General features: G+C 41.2%; 18 protein-coding genes. 5 read left to right on the top strand and 13 right to left on the bottom strand.

The window, feature by feature from the left end; genetic code table 11:
- Positions 1 to 90: 90 nt before the first annotated feature.
- The gene (locus tag GOU96_RS12440; protein WP_267782515.1) at positions 91 to 1,248 is read right to left on the bottom strand and encodes a polysaccharide export protein; all 1,158 of its coding nucleotides are present in this window, start codon (positions 1,246 to 1,248) and stop codon (positions 91 to 93) included.
- 443 nt (positions 1,249 to 1,691) lie between these two features.
- Here GOU96_RS12440 and GOU96_RS12445 point away from each other — a divergent pair, with 443 nt between their 5' ends.
- The 5 genes from GOU96_RS12445 (at position 1,692) to GOU96_RS12465 (ending at position 6,746) form a co-directional block, all read left to right on the top strand.
- Positions 1,692 to 1,961, top strand: a complete 270-nt coding sequence (locus tag GOU96_RS12445; protein WP_000750467.1) for a hypothetical protein — start codon at positions 1,692 to 1,694, stop codon at positions 1,959 to 1,961.
- Positions 1,962 to 2,024: 63 nt separating this feature from the next.
- Positions 2,025 to 2,714, top strand: coding sequence for a YjbF family lipoprotein (locus GOU96_RS12450; RefSeq protein ID WP_324701973.1), 690 nt, complete (start codon positions 2,025 to 2,027; stop codon positions 2,712 to 2,714).
- Complete coding sequence (locus tag GOU96_RS12455; protein WP_175242172.1) at positions 2,714 to 3,484, top strand: capsule biosynthesis GfcC family protein; 771 nt, start codon at positions 2,714 to 2,716, stop codon at positions 3,482 to 3,484. Before GOU96_RS12450 ends, GOU96_RS12455 begins: the two co-directional genes overlap by 1 nt.
- Positions 3,481 to 5,688, top strand: a complete 2,208-nt coding sequence (locus GOU96_RS12460; protein WP_267782511.1) for a YjbH domain-containing protein — start codon at positions 3,481 to 3,483, stop codon at positions 5,686 to 5,688. Before GOU96_RS12455 ends, GOU96_RS12460 begins: the two co-directional genes overlap by 4 nt.
- Before the next feature lie 296 nt (positions 5,689 to 5,984).
- A complete protein-coding gene (locus GOU96_RS12465; protein WP_267782508.1) occupies positions 5,985 to 6,746 on the top strand; it encodes a S1C family serine protease in 762 nt (253 codons plus the stop codon).
- A gap of 76 nt (positions 6,747 to 6,822) precedes the next feature.
- Here the strand turns inward: GOU96_RS12465 and GOU96_RS12470 are convergent, their stop codons facing one another.
- Genes GOU96_RS12470 through GOU96_RS12525 form a run of 12 tightly spaced genes read right to left on the bottom strand, consistent with a single transcriptional unit; the run spans position 6,823 to position 20,440 of the window.
- The gene (locus GOU96_RS12470) at positions 6,823 to 8,763 is read right to left on the bottom strand and encodes a polysaccharide biosynthesis protein (protein ID WP_172778811.1); all 1,941 of its coding nucleotides are present in this window, start codon (positions 8,761 to 8,763) and stop codon (positions 6,823 to 6,825) included.
- Between the two features lie 29 nt (positions 8,764 to 8,792).
- On the bottom strand, positions 8,793 to 9,347 hold the full coding sequence (locus GOU96_RS12475; RefSeq protein ID WP_207803706.1) for a sugar transferase: 555 nt from the start codon (positions 9,345 to 9,347) through the stop codon (positions 8,793 to 8,795).
- Positions 9,344 to 10,306: a UDP-glucose 4-epimerase family protein gene (locus GOU96_RS12480; protein ID WP_207803705.1), complete on the bottom strand. Its 963-nt coding sequence runs from the start codon at positions 10,304 to 10,306 to the stop codon at positions 9,344 to 9,346. Before GOU96_RS12480 ends, GOU96_RS12475 begins: the two co-directional genes overlap by 4 nt.
- Positions 10,306 to 11,529: a glycosyltransferase family 4 protein gene (locus GOU96_RS12485; protein WP_243423128.1), complete on the bottom strand. Its 1,224-nt coding sequence runs from the start codon at positions 11,527 to 11,529 to the stop codon at positions 10,306 to 10,308. The genes GOU96_RS12480 and GOU96_RS12485 overlap by 1 nt, the downstream gene beginning before the upstream one ends.
- Positions 11,514 to 12,644 carry a non-hydrolyzing UDP-N-acetylglucosamine 2-epimerase gene (gene wecB / locus GOU96_RS12490; protein ID WP_032471830.1) on the bottom strand — a complete coding sequence of 377 codons (1,131 nt, stop codon included), beginning with the start codon at positions 12,642 to 12,644 and terminating at the stop codon, positions 11,514 to 11,516. The genes GOU96_RS12485 and wecB overlap by 16 nt, the downstream gene beginning before the upstream one ends.
- Positions 12,641 to 13,513 (bottom strand): dTDP-4-dehydrorhamnose reductase family protein, encoded by an 873-nt coding sequence (locus GOU96_RS12495; RefSeq protein ID WP_142736919.1) that lies wholly within the window; start codon positions 13,511 to 13,513, stop codon positions 12,641 to 12,643. The genes wecB and GOU96_RS12495 overlap by 4 nt, the downstream gene beginning before the upstream one ends.
- 1 nt (position 13,514) lies before the next feature.
- Positions 13,515 to 14,552 carry a polysaccharide biosynthesis protein gene (locus GOU96_RS12500; RefSeq protein WP_013572517.1) on the bottom strand — a complete coding sequence of 346 codons (1,038 nt, stop codon included), beginning with the start codon at positions 14,550 to 14,552 and terminating at the stop codon, positions 13,515 to 13,517.
- Position 14,553: 1 nt separating this feature from the next.
- Positions 14,554 to 15,657 carry a glycosyltransferase family 4 protein gene (locus GOU96_RS12505; protein ID WP_207803704.1) on the bottom strand — a complete coding sequence of 368 codons (1,104 nt, stop codon included), beginning with the start codon at positions 15,655 to 15,657 and terminating at the stop codon, positions 14,554 to 14,556.
- The gene (locus tag GOU96_RS12510; RefSeq protein WP_267782488.1) at positions 15,654 to 16,826 is read right to left on the bottom strand and encodes a glycosyl transferase; all 1,173 of its coding nucleotides are present in this window, start codon (positions 16,824 to 16,826) and stop codon (positions 15,654 to 15,656) included. Before GOU96_RS12510 ends, GOU96_RS12505 begins: the two co-directional genes overlap by 4 nt.
- Before the next feature lie 16 nt (positions 16,827 to 16,842).
- Positions 16,843 to 18,129, bottom strand: coding sequence for an O-antigen polymerase (locus GOU96_RS12515; protein WP_142736916.1), 1,287 nt, complete (start codon positions 18,127 to 18,129; stop codon positions 16,843 to 16,845).
- Between the two features lie 9 nt (positions 18,130 to 18,138).
- Positions 18,139 to 19,422, bottom strand: a complete 1,284-nt coding sequence (locus GOU96_RS12520; protein ID WP_149595690.1) for a lipopolysaccharide biosynthesis protein — start codon at positions 19,420 to 19,422, stop codon at positions 18,139 to 18,141.
- Positions 19,409 to 20,440: an NAD-dependent epimerase/dehydratase family protein gene (locus GOU96_RS12525; RefSeq protein WP_142736914.1), complete on the bottom strand. Its 1,032-nt coding sequence runs from the start codon at positions 20,438 to 20,440 to the stop codon at positions 19,409 to 19,411. Before GOU96_RS12525 ends, GOU96_RS12520 begins: the two co-directional genes overlap by 14 nt.
- Positions 20,441 to 20,486: the final 46 nt, after the last annotated feature.

Consider the following 20,486-nt stretch of genomic DNA (forward strand, 5'->3'; position numbering starts at 1 on the left):
TTTAAATCCACACCCTTCTATTGCAGAGGGGAATTTCAGTTACCGTTCGAAAGAAATTACCGACCGAAAAAGATTACCGACCGAAAGAGATTAAGGCCAGTTTTTAACGCGTAGCGCACCTTCGGTGATTTCATTGAAGCCACTGATGGTTGGGATTAGCTGACGCACCAAGCGGTTCCAACGTGAAATTGGCGCAGCAGTCACGTACACCACATCATAGGGACGCAGTTCAAACTCAGTGCCCATCACTAGCGCGGTGGCATCTTGAATATTGAGTTGGTAGATGTTGGCGATTGGCTCGTCTTGCCCCATCGCGATACCGTTTTGATTGCTATGCTTTTGGTTACTACGGATAACAAAAATACCCGTGGCATCGGCTTCTGCTTCATTGATGCCGCCGACTGTGCTTAAGGCTTCGGTTAGGCTCATCCCGGTGCGGTCAATCTTGAGCATTTGTGGCTGGCTCACTTCTCCCATCACAAACACTTTTTGTGCATCGTTACGCGGAATATGCACGATATCGCCATCACGCAGTAAACGGTTTTGGGTTAAGTCACCCTTTTGAATCAGTGCGTACAGTGAAATTTGTTCTTCCACGCCGTTACGAGTCAAAGTGACGTTACGCCAGTCAGCGTCTTTCGTGATACCACCAGCACGGTTAACGGCATCAAGCAAGGTCAGCGGAATGTTGGAAATCGGCTGCTGGCCTGGGCTTGTGACTTCACCTGTGATGTAGGATTTTTGCGAGCGGAAGGCCGCCACGTTGACATCCACTTGCGGCGCTTCAATGAACCTGGCGAGTTTTTCCGCCAGCACGGTACGCACTTCAGTCACGGTTTTCCCCGCTACACTGACTTGGCCAATGTAGGGATAGAAGATGGTGCCATCGGCGTGTACCCAGTTACCGGCTTCAGCAGAACTGCGGTATGAACCAGCAGGAATGGTCAGCTCTGGGTGATCCCAAATCGTGACGTTCAGTACATCCCCCGCACCAATGCGGTACTCATAGTGAGCAATGTCTTGCTCTAAAGTGAGGTTAGGTTGCGTGACCACCGCTTGTTGTTGGTATTTAAGCTCTTTGATCAGCGTAGGCGTGACCGGGTAAACGTTGACTAACGCTGAGAACGACTCTTGTTCTTCTGCTTCCCAAGCGACATTTTTATCGCCCGTAGGAAGATGAGCGCCGGGAATGCTACAACCGGTTAGCCCAGCAGAGAGAATGAGTAAAAGTAGATACTTCTTTGACACGCGAACAACCTTGCGATTCCGATTTAAATAACTTGGAGCTGTTTGCAGCTTTTTCCTATGCTACCGCCCTGAGGTGTCGTTCCTCCCAACGCGGATATTCCTTATTTTTATGAGTCAGGTCTATTTATTGCGAGCAATTTCACAAAAAACCCAACTGATGATTAAAACATCAGCAAAATGTAATTTTTCGAATGAGCCGAAAAGCCACTAAAATGGCGCAATTTGACGCGGAATCATACAGAGGTTGCCTAGGATTGTGAAGCTTATATTTTGTCAATTTACTAGTTCATTTCCACTCGCAAATTACATCCTTATTATTAATATCTTTCACTGTAGACCCCTTTATTTTGTTTACATTAAAAGCAATTCTGTTTATCTTTTGCGTCGTCCGCGATTAACGCGGATATACATCGATGTAATTAATATCTTTCATGGAGAAGACTATGAAAAAAACAGCACTTGTGTTGTTGGGGATGTTTGCATTTAGTGGTGTAGCAGTAGCAGCAACAGAAGAAGCGACAACAACTTCTAGCACTTCTACTACCACTACAGCTTCTACCTCTGCAGCAGGCGGTGGTACTGCAGGTGCAGCGGCAGTAGGTACAGTAACAGCAACGGCAGTGGGTATCACTGCAGCGGCGGTTGCAATTGCTGCAGTAGCATCAAGCAACTCAGGTACAGGCACTACGACCACTGTTACAGCGGCGCAGTAATCTGACCTTTAAAACAACCGCGTAATGCGGTTGTTTTCTTATAAACTTTTAGATCAACCTCTCATGCGCAAAATATATTATTTATTTCTTTGTCAGTTATTTCTTCTTTCCGGATGTGCAAAGAATGCGCAGCATTTATCTGACTCTTTGCAACTCGCCATTTTCGGGCCAGAACAGCCTGTTATTTCCGCAGAAAAAGTCGCCAGTATTCCTTACGCAAGTATCTATATTCAGCAAAATGATAACCCGCTGGCTTTAATGGTTTTGGCTTGGGCTGAACCGGCGAAAAATAATACACATACCGCGTTGAAATGGATCTCGGCCGGGCAGGAAATGGTGGTGACCGAAGGGGGACGAATTACCAAAACCCTTAATTTGGGTGGCGGAAATTTAGTCAATATTGAATCTCACTCTGTCGATCCTTTGCTATTAGGGCTACATAACCCGAGTACGCCGCGCTATTGGGAGTTCTATTTGAGCTGGCAACTCGGCTATCACTTTCACTATTTGGCGCAATCTCGTTTTGTGAGTGAAGGCGAGCAAATCAAGCAGTTGCCCAATGGCGAATCTCGCTCTCTGCTGCTGTTCAATGAACAGATTACGATTGCAGCGCTGGATCAGCAGTATCACAACTATTACTGGATCGACCCGACTTCAGGGGCGGTCATCGCGACCGAGCAACAATTGGCTCCGGGCTTGAACCGTTATGCCCTCGCGGTGGGTAAATCTTATTTGAATCAAGGAGGCATCTAATGCTGAAACGTTGGGTAACCTTGATTACGTTGGTCGGCGGGCTCAGTGCTCACTCACTGTTTGCCGCACCTTTGGCGACTACGCTAGAAACGCGCTTTGCTGGCAACGCCACTCAGTTGCGCTTTGAGGAGCCGATTCGCCTTGATCAAGCGGTCATGCAAACGCTGGAACATTATCAACTCAGTACGTTGGATGTGGAGTGGTCAAGCGCTGGGCTGTTCGATTTAAGTCATCCGTTCTCGTTTAAGCAGCATGTGCTGTTGGTGTTGGCGCATCAGCAATCTGCCGCGCCCATGACGCAAAAAGTGTTATGGGAAACGCTGCGCGATCAATTACGCCTTTCTGCGTTTGCAAAGCGTATTTTTACCCTAATCGATCCTGATTGGACACGGCTTGCCGCGCAAGATAACCCACGCCTAAACGGCCAATGGTTATTAACGCTCAATCCGAGAGTGGCGGAAGTTTCCGTTTACGGGGCGGTGAAAAAGCCCGGAGATGTCACGTGGCGAGGTCGTCAATCGGCTAAGGATTATGCGCAAGCCGCCGGTTTAGTCGATGAGCAGATCAGCGAAATTGTGGTGATTCAACCCGATGGCGTGGTGCAAAAACATTCGGTGGCGTATTGGAATATGACCTTTGCTGAGGTTGCTCCCGGGGCCATTGTGTACGTGCCTATGCCGCTGCACGACTCTTCTTTTTATCCTGATACTCCAAGCACTGACGCTAATCAGTTAGTGATCGAACTGCTGAGAAATAGATTACCGCTATGAAAACTGGCCGCTGTCCTCAACTTAATACTTCTCTCTCACTGCTTGCCGTTGTGGTCAGTAGTGCGCTGTTGGTGCCAAGGCATGCCAACGCCGATGAATTCAGCTATCCGCAGCTGCGCCATTCGCAAACGGATTTTGGCGGCGCGGGGCTGATTCAAATGCCGAGTGCGCGCATGATGCCCGAAGGCGAACTGAGCCTCGCAGTGACCAACAATGATGATTACATTCACTACGCGGTTTCGCTGCAACTGTTCCCGTGGCTAGAAACAACGGTACGTTACACCCAAGTGCATGAGCTGCTGTACAGTGGCGATTCAGGGTTTAGCGGTGACACTAAGTACACGGATAAATCGATTGATGCCAAATTGCGCCTATGGGAAGAGAGCTACTGGCTACCTGAGATTTCGCTGGGTCTGCGCGATGTCGGCGGTACTGGCCTATTTGATGGCGAGTACTTGGTGGCGAGCAAGAATTTTGGCTCGCTCGATTTTACTTTGGGTGTTGGCTGGGGTTATTTAGGTAATCGCGCCAATCTCACTGGCGATAAATCCAAGACACCCGACTGTGGGCGTGATGGTAGCTACGGCGGCAAAGGCGGGATGTTTGATCTCGGCCGAATGTTTACGGGGTGTACTGCGCTGTTTGGAGGCGTGGAATATCAAACGCCTTTTGAACCGCTACGCCTAAAGGTGGAATACGATGGCAATGACTACCGCAGTGATTTTCCGGTCACGCGCGGCAAGCAGTCGATGCCCGTCGATACACCTTGGAACTTTGGGGTGGTTTACGCGCTCACTGACTGGGCAGATTTACGCCTGAGTTATGAACGCGGCAATACGTTTACTGCGGGGGTGACTTTCGGTACTAACGTCGCCGCTCTTACACCCACATGGGTCGATTCTCCCGCGCCAGCTTACCAGCCTGCGCCAAGCAAAACCGAACTCACGGATGAAGAATGGCAACGCTTAAGCCAAGATTTGGCGACGGTGGCTGGCTATCAATCGGTGGAAGTGTATCAAGAGGCAGATAGCGTTACGGTGAAAGGGGCACAGGCGAAATACCGTGACCGCCAAAAGGCAGAGCAAAGAGCCGCCACTTTGATTGCCAATACGGGGATTGATGCCAGAACTTATCGCATTATTGAAACGGGGGAAGATCAGCCATTAACTGAGACTCGCTTAAACAGTGCCGCCTTCAAGCGCATTGCCGATCGCGATTATCCGGATGCCAAATTGGATGATGCCAAACAAACCGGTAACCCCGCCCCGATTTCGGGTGACCTGAAAGCCGCGCAAATCGAGCGTTGGAGTTTTGGTTTTTCTCCTGTGTTACAGCAGTCGTTCGGTGGTTCAGAAGATTTCTACCTCTACGCGATTGGGGTCAATGCAAATGCCCGTTATAAAGCTGGCGATCACTGGCTATTTTCAGGCACGCTTTATGGCAACCTGACCGATAACTACGACAAGTACAAATACACGGTGCCGCCCGATGGTACGGATTTGAAACGTGTGCGTACGTTGTCTCGCCAATACTATGAAGAAGTGGTACGGGTGGATAATTTGCAGCTGACTTACTTTGACCAATGGAACCAATTCTATGGTCAGGCGTATGCCGGCTATCTGGAAACCATGTTTGCTGGTGTAGGTAGCGAGATTTTGTATCGTCCACTTGGTAAGAATTGGGCGATCGGAGTGGATGGTAACTATGTTAAGCAGCGCGATCCTAGCTCGACTTTTGGTCTGTATGAGCAAGAGCGTCAGTACGATCCACAAACTGGTCGCTATTATCGAGTGCAAACGGGCACGGTAACTGGACATGCGACCCTCTATTGGCAGCCGCAATTTTGGTCATTGCTGGATAACACCTTACTTAAGCTGAGTGCGGGACGGTATTTGACAGAGGATATCGGCTTTACGATCGATTTCTCTAAGCAGTTTGCCAGCGGTGTCGTAGCAGGAGCCTTTGCGACTAAGACGGATCTCTCCGCTGAAGAGTTTGGTGAAGGGAGTTTCTCCAAAGGTTTCTATATTTCAATTCCATTGGATTTGATGACCATTCGCCCAAGTACCGAGCGCGTGAACATTTCTTGGCTACCACTGCAACGCGATGGCGGACAGATGTTAGGACGTCAACATACTCTGTTTGATATGACCGATGCTCGCGCACCTTGGTTTACCCGCCCTATTCAGCCGATTGCCGAGTAAGCCTAAACCCTGATGTTTTAAGCCCTGCTTTCATGCAGGGCTTTTTATTACCTTAAAACTAAGATTTTTTTTGCTACAAAAACCGTCATTTTTATGACATGTAACTAATAATTTTATCTTTATTTCATTGGGTTGTATTTTGACTTTTTAATGACCATAAAGTCACTAAATGAACGACAAAATGAGACTTATGGCAAATCTTGCAGAGGCAACTACACTCATAAGGAGCAGTAAAAATCGATCTTGAATGCGCATCTTGATCTCACTATCACAATGAGAATTTTCAGGAGGGCTCTATGCACCTTCTCAATTTTGATGCGTTTTCATCGAAAACTTTTTTTCGTTTGTTTGTTGCCCCTTTGGCAATGGCACTGACTCTCACCGGTTGTGCTCACAGCAATGGTCAGCTGCACAAAGTGGCAAATGACAATGCCCCAGCAATCGACTTTGAGATGACAGGCATCCCTCTCATCTATTTCGGCTATGGCTCAAGCGTGCCGATCACCGAGAATTTAAGCCTCACGGCAGCTCATGTCGCCAAATTGAATTATGACCGCGTGATCGCCTATCACCCCACCTGTGATATTGCCTTGGTGGAATCCGATAACCGCGGACAGAACTTTCCTAAAATGGGGTTGGTTTATCAAGATCAACCGGTCACAACTTACGGCGTGAGTGCCACTAGTGATGTAATCTCTGGCTATGGCCACTATCGAATGGATTTAAACTTTGTGAATTATCGCTACTTTAAAGAGTGCCCAGCGAGCATTATGGACGCGCCCATTCAAGCCGGCATGAGCGGTGGCGGTACCTTTAACAGCCGCGGTGATTTGGTGGGCATTATTGCCGCCATGGCCGACACCAAAAATACCCGTTTATTGAATGGCGAAGCCCTACCCTATGAACGCCTAAGTCTATTTGTTTCGATTAACTATGTCCGCGGCTGGTTAGATAACGCCGTCAATCAATATTACGGCGGGCAAAACCAAAGGTTGGCATGGCGGTTAGAGGGAGGGGATGAATTACTTGCTCAAGCCACTGAGCCAGTACAACCCTAATGCTTAACATCCCTCTAAAGATACAAAAAAGCCCTAAACGTTGTTTAGGGCTTTTTTAAGTATCACGCTGACAAATTTAGTGAATTTTCACATTTTCTGAGGGGGCAGTTTCATCTTTTAAACGACACCAGACTAAGTCACCAATGCCATCTGTCGGATTAAAATCGGTTGGTGCTTCAAGCAATAGCTCACGGATACGCTCATGGTTAAACGCATGACACGCTTTGTCTAGCTCGTTAAGATGCTGTTCAAATTCCGCTAAAGGTAAATAACGTTCATTGGCTGTCATGATTCGCTCATGAGCCGTTTTTTGAACATTATCGCCAATCAGCAGTTCTTCATAGAGCTTCTCACCTGGCCTTAACCCTGTGAACTCAATAGCAATATCCCCATAAGGATGCTGCTCATCTTTCACTTCCAGCCCAGAAAGCTGAATAAGGTTAACCGCGAGGTCAGTGATGCGCACAGGCTCACCCATATCAAGCACAAACACATCCCCACCTTTACCCATAGCTCCGGCTTGGATCACCAGTTGCGCCGCTTCAGGGATGGTCATGAAATAACGAATAATGTCTGGGTGCGTCACCGTAATTGGGCCGCCCGCCTCAATTTGACGTTTAAACAGCGGAACCACAGAACCCGATGAGCCCAAAACATTACCAAAACGCACCATACAAAAGCGAGTTCCTTTGGCTTTACGGTTTTCTTGTTCCGCAAGCGCTTGCAAACCCAGTTCGGCCATACGCTTGGTGGTTCCCATGACATTGGTCGGGCGCACCGCTTTATCAGTGGAGATCAGAACAAACGATTCAACACCTGCTTCAATGGCCGCCTGCGCAGCGTAGTAAGTACCAAAAACGTTATTGCGTACCCCTTCAACGACATTGTACTCAACAAGAGGTACATGTTTATAAGCAGCAGCATGATACACAGTTTGAACCTTGAAGCTTTTCATCGTTACCACAAGGCGATTAATTCTCTGTACCGATCCCAGTAGCGGGATGATTTCAACGTGCAGCCCCTCGGCTTCCATCAGTTGTTTGAGTTCTCTATCGATTTGATATAACCCAAACTCTGAAAGCTCAAACAACACTAGTGCTTTAGGTTTTTGCCGCACAATCTGACGACAGAGTTCGGAGCCGATAGAACCGCCAGCCCCAGTCACCATGACGACCTTACCTAAGATATTCGATTCCATTAAACATTGCTGAGGTGTCACCGGATCGCGCCCCAGTAAGTCTTCAATCGCCACATCTTTCAACTGATCGATGGATGCCTTGCCTTCAACGATATCTTTCATATCAGGAACCGTAAGCACTTCCGCCGACAAGTCTATCAATGACTCGAGAATCTTCTTCCTACGCGCTCGTGAAGCACTCGGTACTGCAAGTAGCACTTGGGTAACATCGTATTTCTCAACCAAGTACGCAGCGCGGCTAACATCATGTACCTGCATGCCCATAATCACGGTGTTCTCTAGGGTTTTATCATTATCAATAAAACCAGCCACCTTGTAGCTTTCTGAGTTACGCAAAGCCATCGCTAGTTGGCGCCCAGCAGAGCCTGCACCATAAATCAGCACGACTTTACGACCTTTGCCATTGAGCCCAGAAACCAATACACGCACAATTAGACGCGATCCACCAGAGAATAAGCACAAAAAAGTACCATAGATGATAGGCAAAGAACGGGGCACTGGTGCATTAAAATAAAAAGCGGCAATAGCGACTGATGCAGCAGAAATCAGGGTACCAACACTCACCACAGCAAGAGCATGGAAAGTGAGGTAACGTAGGATAGCTCGATACAACCCAAGTCGAGTAAAACTTAGGATTGTGACAACGATAACCGTTGCAAGAAGATAAGGTATCGAGTCTGAGTGAATAATCTCAACGTTCCCGACTCTAACCCAGTAAGCACTGTAAAATGAGAAAATGATAAAAAACGCATCCACCAAAACGCTGATGATGCGCTTATTTACACGCGAAAGATTCCAGATAAAGTTCAGTCTAGCCATAGTAATTGCTTCACACTTTTCTAATTAGTCTATTTTTTATTTACTGCGTCACCAGCACCACTCCCCGTTACTGTTTTGAGGATATAACGAAAGTAGTCCTTCAATGTCAGTGTATCAATCATCTTTTTGTCGGTTTGAGCTAGAAGTCTTGGCGTAGACATATCAATATTTTGAGTTTGAGCCAGCCCAGTAATTCCGGGAAGAACATCATAAACGCCCAAGGCATCACGTTCGGCAATCAACTCTTCTTGGTTAAAAAGGTTCGGACGAGGCCCAACTAAACTCATTTCACCTTTCAAAACGTTAATGAGCTGTGGTAGTTCATCAAGCTTAGTTTTGCGCAAAAAAGCACCGAGTTTTGTTATAGAACTGGTACTTGCTAGATGAGAGGCAACCGACTGGGTATCCACCGACATAGTGCGAAACTTAATCAGTTTAAATGGCTTCTTGTTACGCCCAACCCGCTCTTGCACAAAAATAGGTGAGCCAGTATCGAATAAGCCTATGATAGTAACAACAAGCAACACAGGCCATAAGAGCAGTAAGCCCAAAAAAGCTGCTAAAAAATCCAATAGACGAATCATGCTTTACCACTGTTTTTCTTTGAGTGTAAAAAGGCTTCAGCGGTTTCCTTAAAGCCATCTCGTAGAGACTGAGGTGGCCTCCAACCTAATGTGTCTTTCGTATGAGAAATATCAACCTGCAATGACCCAGTTAATCTATCCACGACCGCTGACTTGTTGAAGAGTTTCCCCACTAACTTGTAGCACCAAACGGGAACTGGAAGCTGCCAAGCGGGTTTCTCTAAAGCAATGGCCATTTCACGCACCATTTCTGAGGTGGAAACATCGTGATCATCAGAGACAAGAAAGATCTGGTTAGATGCTTTAGGGTGGTTAATACAGGTGACAATTAAGTCAACTAAATTATTAACAGAAACTAAACTGCGTTTGTTCTTGGTGATACAACCAAATGGTAGTGGAATACCTTTTGAGACTAAGTTCATTAGAGAAGCGAAATTCGCTTTGACTCCTGGGCCATAGACAAGTGTTGGCCTGAGAACCACAATCTCCATCCCTGTTTCCTTACCAATGTTAAAGAGCTGTTGTTCAGCCTCAGATTTCGATAGTCCATAGTCATCTTCTGGTGCGTGCAAATCGGCTGAAGTGAAGGGCCTATCTTGAGACGTACCTTCACCATTTACCTTAATACTACTAACAAAGACGAAGCGCTTTACACCTGCACTTGCAGCTTGTCTAGCTAAGTTGACCGTACCGCGAGTATTGACCTCTCTGTACTCTTCTAGAGGGTTGCTCACCTCGTCATTCATCACGTGAACGCGGGCAGCAAGGTGAACAACGACTCCAACACCACTTAACGCCACCGAGTAATCCGTGTCATTGTCGATTTCAAGTTTGAAGAATTTTTCAGAAGGCTGCCCTTTAGGATTGTCACGACCTAATGACAATATATTATTGGCCGGAAGTTCTTCCAGTAACTTACTGCCGATGAACCCAGAAGCTCCGGTTAAGAGGATATTCATTATTTTGATTTCTCAATTGTATCTATTATCTGACTGGCGGCAGCTTCCACTGAGAAGCAGGCTTTAAGTACCTCATGCGCCCTAGAGCCCATTACCTTACGCGCAGCTTGGTCTGTAAGCAGCATCAATGCAGCCTCATGCAGTGATTGGTCTTCACCGTTTATATAAGCTTTACCCGCACCTTCATCATTAATAAACTCAATCAGATCATTACCAGGATTTACACTACCCAGAATGGGCAGTGACTGCACCATATAGCCAAGCAATTTACCGGGAAAGTTGTGCGCTTTATGTGTTTTTGCAAGTGAAAACAAGCCCACATCGACTTGAGTCAAAACTTCTTTATAAGCCTCTTGGCTAATTGAGGGGAGAAGCGTTAGGTTATCGAGATTTTTGTTCTTCTTAGTTTTCTCTACCAGTTCAAATTCATCGCCCTGTCCGATAAAAAGAAAATGCGCCTTGGGATAGGCTTGCATGCTTTCAGCCAAGCGCAATAAATTAGCCATATCTTGTGCATGACCAATATTACCACCATAAAAATAAATAACTTTATCATCCAATTGGCACTGTTTTCTGATATCAATCAACGAAGAACTAAAACTCTTAGGGCTCACATCAGCCCAGTTTCGAAGGACTTGAAGGTTTTGATAGCTTGGATGTAACTTTGAAAAATACGCTACATTGGCGGGTGACATTAAGCCAATAGTATCCGACGAGTTGTAGTTCACCCTTTCAAAGAATCGAAAATAACTCGCAATAGGCGATTTTGCAGATATCAACTTCTCGTCGATAACCCACTGCGGAAACATATCCCTTAAAATTAAATAGTTATACGTACCACAGTGGCGCTTAAACCAGTGCATTAGCGGTCCAAAGAATATGGACGGTGAATAGTTCACACAAGCATCAAATGACTTAACACTATCAGCACCGTTAAGGGCCAAATAAGCATTCACTGACAGCAATGATTCACTGATGACTCTCTGAATCTTACCTTTACCTCGCATTGGAGGATTACGAAAACGCCATACTTCAACGCCATCATAATATCCTTTAACCAAGCGCTCTTTTTGTGGACCATGACTTGGAGTAATTATAATAGGCTCGTGACCGAGCCTTTTAAACTCCAAAGCCAATTCATGAAACATTTTGGCGTGAACCAGAGTACTATTGGGGAGGTAATCATCGGGAAATAAAGCTATACGCACTAATCTTTCTTCCAAACAACTCGATTAACATAATCGGTATAACTTAATATAGTTCTAACCACTTTTTCAGATACATTAGGCGCAATGTAGTCTTGGACTTTATTGATTAAACGATCAGAACCTCTTGGTTGATCATCTAAAATCTCAATAGCTTGAAGAATACGCTCCACACTCATACCAGTGAACATTACAGCACCTTCTTCAAAACCTTCTGGTCTTTCTTGTGCATCACGAATGTTTACTGCTGGGAAGTTTAAAATAGACGATTCTTCAGTAATGGTACCGCTATCACTCAATACGACCTTAGCATCAATTTGTAACCGAACATAATCGCTAAAGCCTAATGGCTTCATCAATCTCACTAAATCATGAAACTTAAGATTTAATGCATCTATTTTTTTTCGTGTTCTTGGGTGAGTGGAAACAACAATCGGAAATTGATATTTCTCCGCCAACGTATTTAACGCTTCAACATATTTATGAATATTTTTTTCAGAGTCCACATTTTCTTCTCGATGGACGCTAACTAAAAAATACTCCCCTTTAGATAAAGAAAGGCGGTCAAGTACATCTGAAGTATCAATTTTATCTTGATAAAAAGCGAGCACCTCATCCATTGGGCTGCCTGTTTTTACAATTAAATCCGGTTTAATACCTTCATTTAATAAATACTCTCGAGCAATATCGCTATATGGCATATTAACATCAGAGATATGATCAACAATTTTACGGTTAATCTCTTCAGGAACACGCAAATCGAAACAACGGTTACCTGCTTCCATATGGAAGATTGGAATTTTTCTTCTTTTCGCTGAAATAGCAGAAAGAGCACTATTAGTATCACCTAAAATAAGCATCGCATCTGGTTTTATTTCATCAAATAATTTATCTGATTTACTAATTACCTGCGCTATTGTCTCTGCAGCTGAAGATCCAGCACACTCAAGAAATACATCTGGCGCACGTATACCAAGATCATCAAAAAAGATTTGGTTCAATTCATAGTCATAATTTTGCCCAGTATGAGCTAGCGTGTGATCACAATATTGATCTAATTTTGCAATCGTGCGAGATAAACGAATAATTTCTGGGCGTGTACCGACTACGGTAACTACTTTAAGTTTGTTCATGCTTGATACCTTCTTACAAAATCTCTATGCATATATTCAATTAAGTCAGCCCATACCGGTGGCTGAAAATGAGCGGCCGCTCTAAATCGTGTTGAATCGAGAGAACGATCAATCACTAACTCAGCCGACTCATTAATCTCAATTTCTTTTTCATACACTTTGGCAACCAAATTCAATAAGGTGTACTTATCAATAGGATCAACCGAAAGATGGTATAAACCGTTAAGTTCTGAATTTGGCAAAATAGTTTCAGCAAGAAGTTTTGCAATATAACACGTTGGCAAACCTGAAAAGACCGCTTTAGAAAAACCTTTAGTAGAACCTTGTTGCGACAAAAACCAGTCAACTAAACTCACCGACGAATTAAGCTCATGACCAATAATTGAAGTTCTTAAGGTTAAATGGTTGCCATAAGACACTTCCCCTAGACATTTTGATTTACCGTATAAATCTCTTGCATCGGGTAGATCGTCTTCGGTGTACAAACCTTTTTCACCTGTAAATACACAATCTGTAGAAAAGTGGACTAAACGCGCATTAAAACGATCACAAAGGTTAGCCAATTCATGTGGCAGTAATGCGTTTATTTTAACCGCATCAATATGCTGCTTTGAAATACTATGCTGCTTAATAAGACCAATGCAGTTTATGACTACATCAGGCTTCACTTGACTGATCGCAGACTCTAATGAGTGGATATCGTAAACATCAATATTGGAGATGATCTGATCTTTATAAGAATCAAAAAATTTTTCTTTACCCTTGAGGCTACGAACCGTACCAAACACCGTTATTTTTTCTTGTTCACTAAGGTTAGCAAACAGGCTATAACCAAGCATGCCTGTTGCACCTAAGATTAATACTTTCATATCAAACACCTTCAGGAATAATAATATTTCCAGCTTCAATTTCACGCATAAAATCTAATTTGCGTAAAAGCTGTTTCATTTCTTCCACGGTTAATCGTTCTGTATTGTGTGAATTATAATCTTCAATCGCTGAAAGATCTTTTTCACCTTCTTCAAAGTATTTCGAATAGTTAAGATCACGGTTGTCGGCAGGAACGCGATAGTATTCACCTTGTTCTTGTGCAATGAACATTTCTTCACGGCTACACAAAGCTTCGTAATGCTTTTCACCATGGCGAGTACCAATAACATTAACTGTGTGGTTCGGAGCATTGAGCATGTCAAGTAACGCCTTAACCAATACATCAATAGTAGCGGCAGGAGCTTTTTGTACAAAAATATCGCCGTTTTCGCCATGTTGGAATGCATGTAACACCAAGTCTACGGCATCATCTAATGTCATCATAAAACGTGTCATGCTTGGATCGGTAATGGTGATAGGATCACCATTTACTACTTGGCGAATGAACAAAGGAATAACAGATCCACGTGAGGCCATTACGTTACCATAACGAGTACAACAAATGGTGGTATTGGTATGCTCTAAGTTTCGACTTTTCGCAACAATCACTTTCTCCATCATCGCTTTAGAAATACCCATCGCATTAATTGGGTATACAGCTTTATCAGTGCTCAAACAAACCACACGTTTTACATTATAAGCAATGGCGGCTTCTAATACGTTTTCAGTACCAATGATGTTTGTTTTTACTGCCTCTAAAGGATAAAACTCGCAAGAAGGTACTTGTTTTAATGCTGCCGCGTGGTAAACATAATCGACGCCGCGCATAGCGTTTGAGATGCTTTGGTAATCACGTACATCGCCAATATAGAATTTTAATTTATCCGAATGGAAGTGCTTACGCATATCATCTTGCTTTTTCTCGTCACGAGAAAAAATTCTAATTTCTTTAATATCGGTACTTAAAAAACGACGAAGAACCGCATTACCAAAAGAACCCGTACCACCAGTTATTAGTAAAACTTTATTTTTAAACATTTTAATCTCCAAACTCATTAAGACATTTCCATGTCTTAATAGCTGTATTTTTCCATAAGTAATTATCCCTAAGAGAGACCGATTTTTCTCTCATCTCACTTAGCAAATCAGGTTTTGACAGTATATTATTTAAGTAATCATGAATTTCGTCATGATTTTTTTCATCAAAATACAACCCAGCATCTTGAGCGAACTCTGGCATTGGTTCGGTTTTTGAAGCGATAACAGGAACCCCACACCCTATCGCTTCTAATAGAATATTCGGGCAGTTCTCACATGATGAGGGAAAAATGAATAACGATGCAAATTGATATAGCTCTGGTAAGTCTTCATATGGTACTTTCCCTTTAAAAATAACAGACTCCGCCAAATTATTACTTTCAACATAGTCTATGCATTCCGAATATGAGGGCTCCATAAACTCCCCCGCCAAAACGAGTTTATATTTATTTTTATATTCAGCATTTAATTTATCATAAGCAATAATCAACTTAAGATGATTCTTATATGGCTCAAATCTAGAGACATATAATAAATATTCTTGCTCAGGTATATGATGAGCAATCGGAGTAAAAACACTGGATATACCATGATAAATAGTACTCGAACTCTTTACCTTTACCTTATTTTCAATCGATTCCTTAGCGTAGTTAGAAATAAAGATAACATGATTAGCAGAGCTCATCGTCCGAGTCATAAGTTGTTTTAAAATCCAATTCTTAAACTTTAACCTCTTACTCGGTAAATTTTTAATGGCTGCTTTATCAAATGGTAACATGTTTCTAAACATTGTTACTTTGGGAATTCCGAAAGTAAAAAAGGTAAAATCCATTCCACCAGGAACAAATAAAACTGAAGCTTTTAGTTTAAGAAGTAGAAATGGCAAATAGAAAGCTTCCCATAGCATTCTGGAAAATATATTTCTATTAGCCACCTTAGATTGAATAAAAGTTATCCTTGGATCATCTGGTAGTAATGTGATGTCTGGGCATGCCACATAGATATTTATCCGTCTACTTGTTGGAAGGTTTTCAAGCAGATTGAAAATATAGGTTTTCCCTCCACCTAACTTTGCTGACAATGCATTTATAAATATATTATTCATTCGACAACACTCAAATATTTATCACCTACAGATTTCAATGTCTTACCTTTTAAAATCTCTTCAACTTCATGAAGAGTTAATAATTCATTTTTATTTTTAAGAATAAATTCCTTAATTCTATCCACTGGTGTATCACTGTCGACATTTAGCACCAATGGATAACCACTGAAGCTCGATATACTCGTTGAGCTTAGAAAGTTTATAATTGGCTTCCCTGTTGCCATGCATTCAAAAATTTTACTTGGCGTCATAGGGCAATCTTCATTTTCAACATTAATTAAAATGTCAAATGCTTTACTCAAGCGGATTGCTTTATCTCTATCAACTACACCATAGTGATTAACAAACCGTGAATTATTAAAAGTAAGACCATTCAGAGGACCATAAAATTCAAACCTAAGACAATCGATACCAATCTGATTTAATTTTTCAATTACCAACTTTGGTTCTCGTATATTTTTATGAAAGGCTCCGACGTAACCAATACGAATAAATCCCTCATTAACCACTTCTTTGTTTTTATAAAAATCAGCAACATTTACTAAGTGAGGGACAATATCAAAATTCAAAAACCAAGGATATTTATACTTATATAATTCAAACGTTCTTTTGTTTGTTAACGATACCAGAGTTGAACTTTTGAAAACTACACTTTCAATATATCTATTTAGCCAATCATATATCGCATAATTATTCACAGGCATTTCTTTTGATACAGAAAACGGATCACCGAAATCAATCACAAGCTTTGTCTTCTTATTCAAACTTTTATATAAAAAGGATGAAACCACAGCAGAGAATGTAGGAGAATAACCAATAACAAGATCAAATTTTTTATTTCTTATTTTATAAACTTCAAGCATTGAAAACGGAAGCCAATGCCACAAACCGTCCGGCCAAAATATTTTTCTATATAGTTTCTTAATAATTGACATTACTATATTTTTAAAATTTCCATTCCTTACCGCAGGATTAATCTTGGGATTTGCTGTATTATTTTTTATTGTTTTTGGGAAGTTAACTCTAGTAATTCCATTGTCAGTATCTGATTCACTGGGTAACCCACCACAAATGACTTCAACATCATGCCCCTGAGTTAAAAAATAATCCCTTAACAAAGCCCAACGATATGAGTGAGCCGTTGTGCTTGGTGGAAAATGGTAGTTCACAATTAAAATCTTCATTCTAATGAGTCAACCTGACAGATATCAATTTTGATAATGCAATAACACCTATTGCAGGAATAAAGTAATACATAGCATATGTATAATATGTATAAGAAAACTCTGAATAAGATAATCTTGATGCCGCAAGCAAGAAGTATACATATAGCATCATCTTAATAAAACCAGTATTACTTAGCATAAATGTAGGTATTCTAGAGTAGAGAACCAAACCACTAAATAGTGCTGCTGACAAAATTAATATTCCAACCATTAACCCTATTGGATATCCAAAATTAATTATCCCTTCAGTGATCGATCCTGTTGCCAAATTTGACAACCCTCTCCATTGATCACCAGTATATATTTTCGTAAACGCAACCCCACCTGAATCCAACTTTTCTGGATAGATAATCCTAGGTATAAAATTTGTAATTAGTGAAGCATAAGTACTTCCATATAAAAGAGGTTTTTCATCTGATGCAAAAACAATCTCCATCGGTATCAAACCATATCTAAAGTGAGTGTTTTCCAGTTTGATATCATTTGAAGAGGATAACTTCAACTCGCCATCTGTGGTGTTGACCGTATTTCTTATACCTCCCAAAACAGCGATCATCACGCCAATAAAAACCACATAAGGAAGTAATTTAACTGGGGTGAATTCTTTTCTAACATAATGATATATTATTATCTCAACTAAAATTGTCATCAATAAAAATGATCTAGACCCTGAGAGCAATGCAATAAAAACAAAAATAAAAAAGTGAATAAAAAATACAAGCCACGCCTTCTTACTTGATTTTGACCGAACTAGCATTATGGAAAAATAGATAACATTCATAGTAGCAATAAGGTTATTAAGTATAATGACATAGCCCTTACCTCTGAAATATTCTACCCGGTATGCAATATTACCAATATAGTTAACAACACCGCCAAGCTCAATAATTATAATTAACTGATTGAAAATTGATATTATAGAAAATAACCAAATGGAAACTATAATTCTTTTGCATAAATTTAACTTAACATTTTTATTTATTTTTAAATTAACATTTCCACTTTCAAAAAATGACAGGATTAATATAATGAGACAAATTAATGCATATGAACACACAACTAGGATATCATACTCATTAATAAAAACATCAAAATAGAAGAAGATGTTAAATGCGGAATAGAGCTTAATTGGAGAAAATATGTCCTTATTATTTAAGAATGACTTTGCAATTGTAATTATAATTATTAGAATTAGAATTAGCCGAATGAATATATCATACGCATCAGTTAGACCAATTAACTCCATTGAAAACCTCTAGAAACTTGAATGTATTACCAAGAGAAAAACAATAATAAATGACATCGTAATACGAGAGTATTTAATATGATATGCTTTTTCCGAAAAATACCACGTACATATAATTAGAACAATGGAACCTAGTAGTGAAGCTATAAGAAGGCCATGCAAATCATTAGCTAAAAACATAAATCCGATTGTGAATACCACAGAGGTAAAATAGGAATAAGAGATATATTTTGTTTTTCCTGACAGCTTGATTCCTGTTTCTAAGATCTCTTTAAAAATCAATAAGCCCGAAGGTAAGATAGCCAAAATTATAATGTTTTTAACCTCACTATATTCAGCATCAAAAAACACATTTATTATCCAACCACCAAGAACATGGATAATTAATGATGAGAAAATAATTAAAACCAAGACGATTCTAAGCGTTTTATTAATCTTATTATCCAAATTTTCGTCATGTTCATTCTTATATAAATATGGATTCCAAGCCATATTAAAAGCGATATATATCAATTGAAAAAAAGCAGCGAATTTTGTTGCCAAGCCTAAAATGGCTACTGTCTGAGCCCCAAAATAGGATAAAGCTATAAATCGATTACCAAATTGAACAAAGAAACTACCAAACCTTGCAGGTAATTGAGGCCATGAGAAATCCACAGATTTCCGAATAATCGAAAAATCAGGTCTTATGCTATTATTCTTATAATAGATAAGCAGCGCGGATGATATGATGACAGTTAACCAACCAGAACTCATACCAAGGACATAGCCAAGATTTCCAAATGGTTTTACAACGACTAAAGCGTATGTAACCACTGCTGTAACAACAACTTGACTTAAGGTAATTAGAGAGAATATTTTTTCTTGCTCTGCATACCTAAAATAAATAAGAAGAATGGTTGAAACATTAAAAAGAACACTGCAAATAGAAATGATAATAATATTCACATACTCAATATCACTCCCAAATAGAAAATTAGATATTTTTTTTGAGCTTATTGCCACAACAAAAAATGCAAGCGTGGATAGGATAAAAACAACAATAGATAAAGCCAATGTATAATTGGCTTTATCTTCAACCTTATACATATATCTTTGTACAGCGGTTTCAAGCTGCATTGAACCAAAAATAATAATAATATTATAAAGAGCAACCAATACTTCTATACGACCAAATTCTTCAATTGAAAGGGCCGATAAGTAAAATGGCAATAGTAATATAGGGAGCATCCTAGATAATCCGGTGACACCTCCATATATTAAAATGTTCTGTACTAGTTTATTTTTTATCATTTAGAAAGCTTATATACCATGGCATTGCTTCATTGATTCCATCTAGAATACGGTGCGATGGTGCATAGCCTAAATACTGCTTAGCTTTACTAACATCGGCCTGAGAGTGCCTAACATCACCAGCACGAAACTCTCTATAAATAGGTTCTTGCGAAACAACAATAGCATTATTCGATAATGCCGATTTAATGGCAGAGAATAGATCGTTTAAGGTTGTTCTGTCTCCTACTGCAACATTGTAAATCTTGTCTTTTGCTTCTTCTGGTGCGGTGGCGGCAAGAATATTCATTTGCACTGTATTAGCTATATAACAGAAATCGCGACTAGTCTCGCCATCACCATTAATATAAATATCATCACCTTGAATAATTGCTGCTGTCCATTTGGGAATAACAGCCGCATAGGCACCATTTGGATCTTGGCGTTTGCCAAACACATTAAAATAACGCAGTCCAATACTTTTAAAACCATAAGTCCGCGCAAATACATTCGTATAAAGTTCATTCACGTATTTGGTTACGGCGTAGGGGGATAACGGGTTGCCAATATTTTCTTCTACTTTTGGTAATGCAGGGTGGTCACCATAAGTAGAACTTGAGGCGGCATAAGTAAAGCTTTTCACTTGCTGATCTTTGGCTGCTACTAAAATGTTTAAAAAACCAGTGATGTTAGCGGAATTTGTAGTAATAGGATCATTAATTGAACGGGGGACAGACCCTAGTGCCGCTTGGTGTAATACATAGTCTACGCCTTGAACCGCTGCTACACAGGTCTCAGGATTACGTATATCGCCTTCAATAAAGGTAAATTGTTGCCATTGGGCTTCTGTTACTAAACTTTTAACTTCATCTAAGTTATGTTGATGACCCGTTGCAAAATTATCTAACCCCACAACGGTTTGATCAAGCTTGAGTAGTTTTTCAAGTAGGTTGGAACCGATAAAACCGGCCACACCGGTCACGAGCCAAGTTTTAGGTGATTCAACGAGCTCTTGTTGGATTTGTTCGTATTTGGTCATGGTGATTCCGGAGAATAGGGGAACGAAAGATATAGGGTCTAGGGTC

The organism is Vibrio sp. R-1 (assembly GCF_035615595.1).
Lineage (GTDB): Bacteria > Pseudomonadota > Gammaproteobacteria > Enterobacterales > Vibrionaceae > Vibrio > Vibrio cholerae.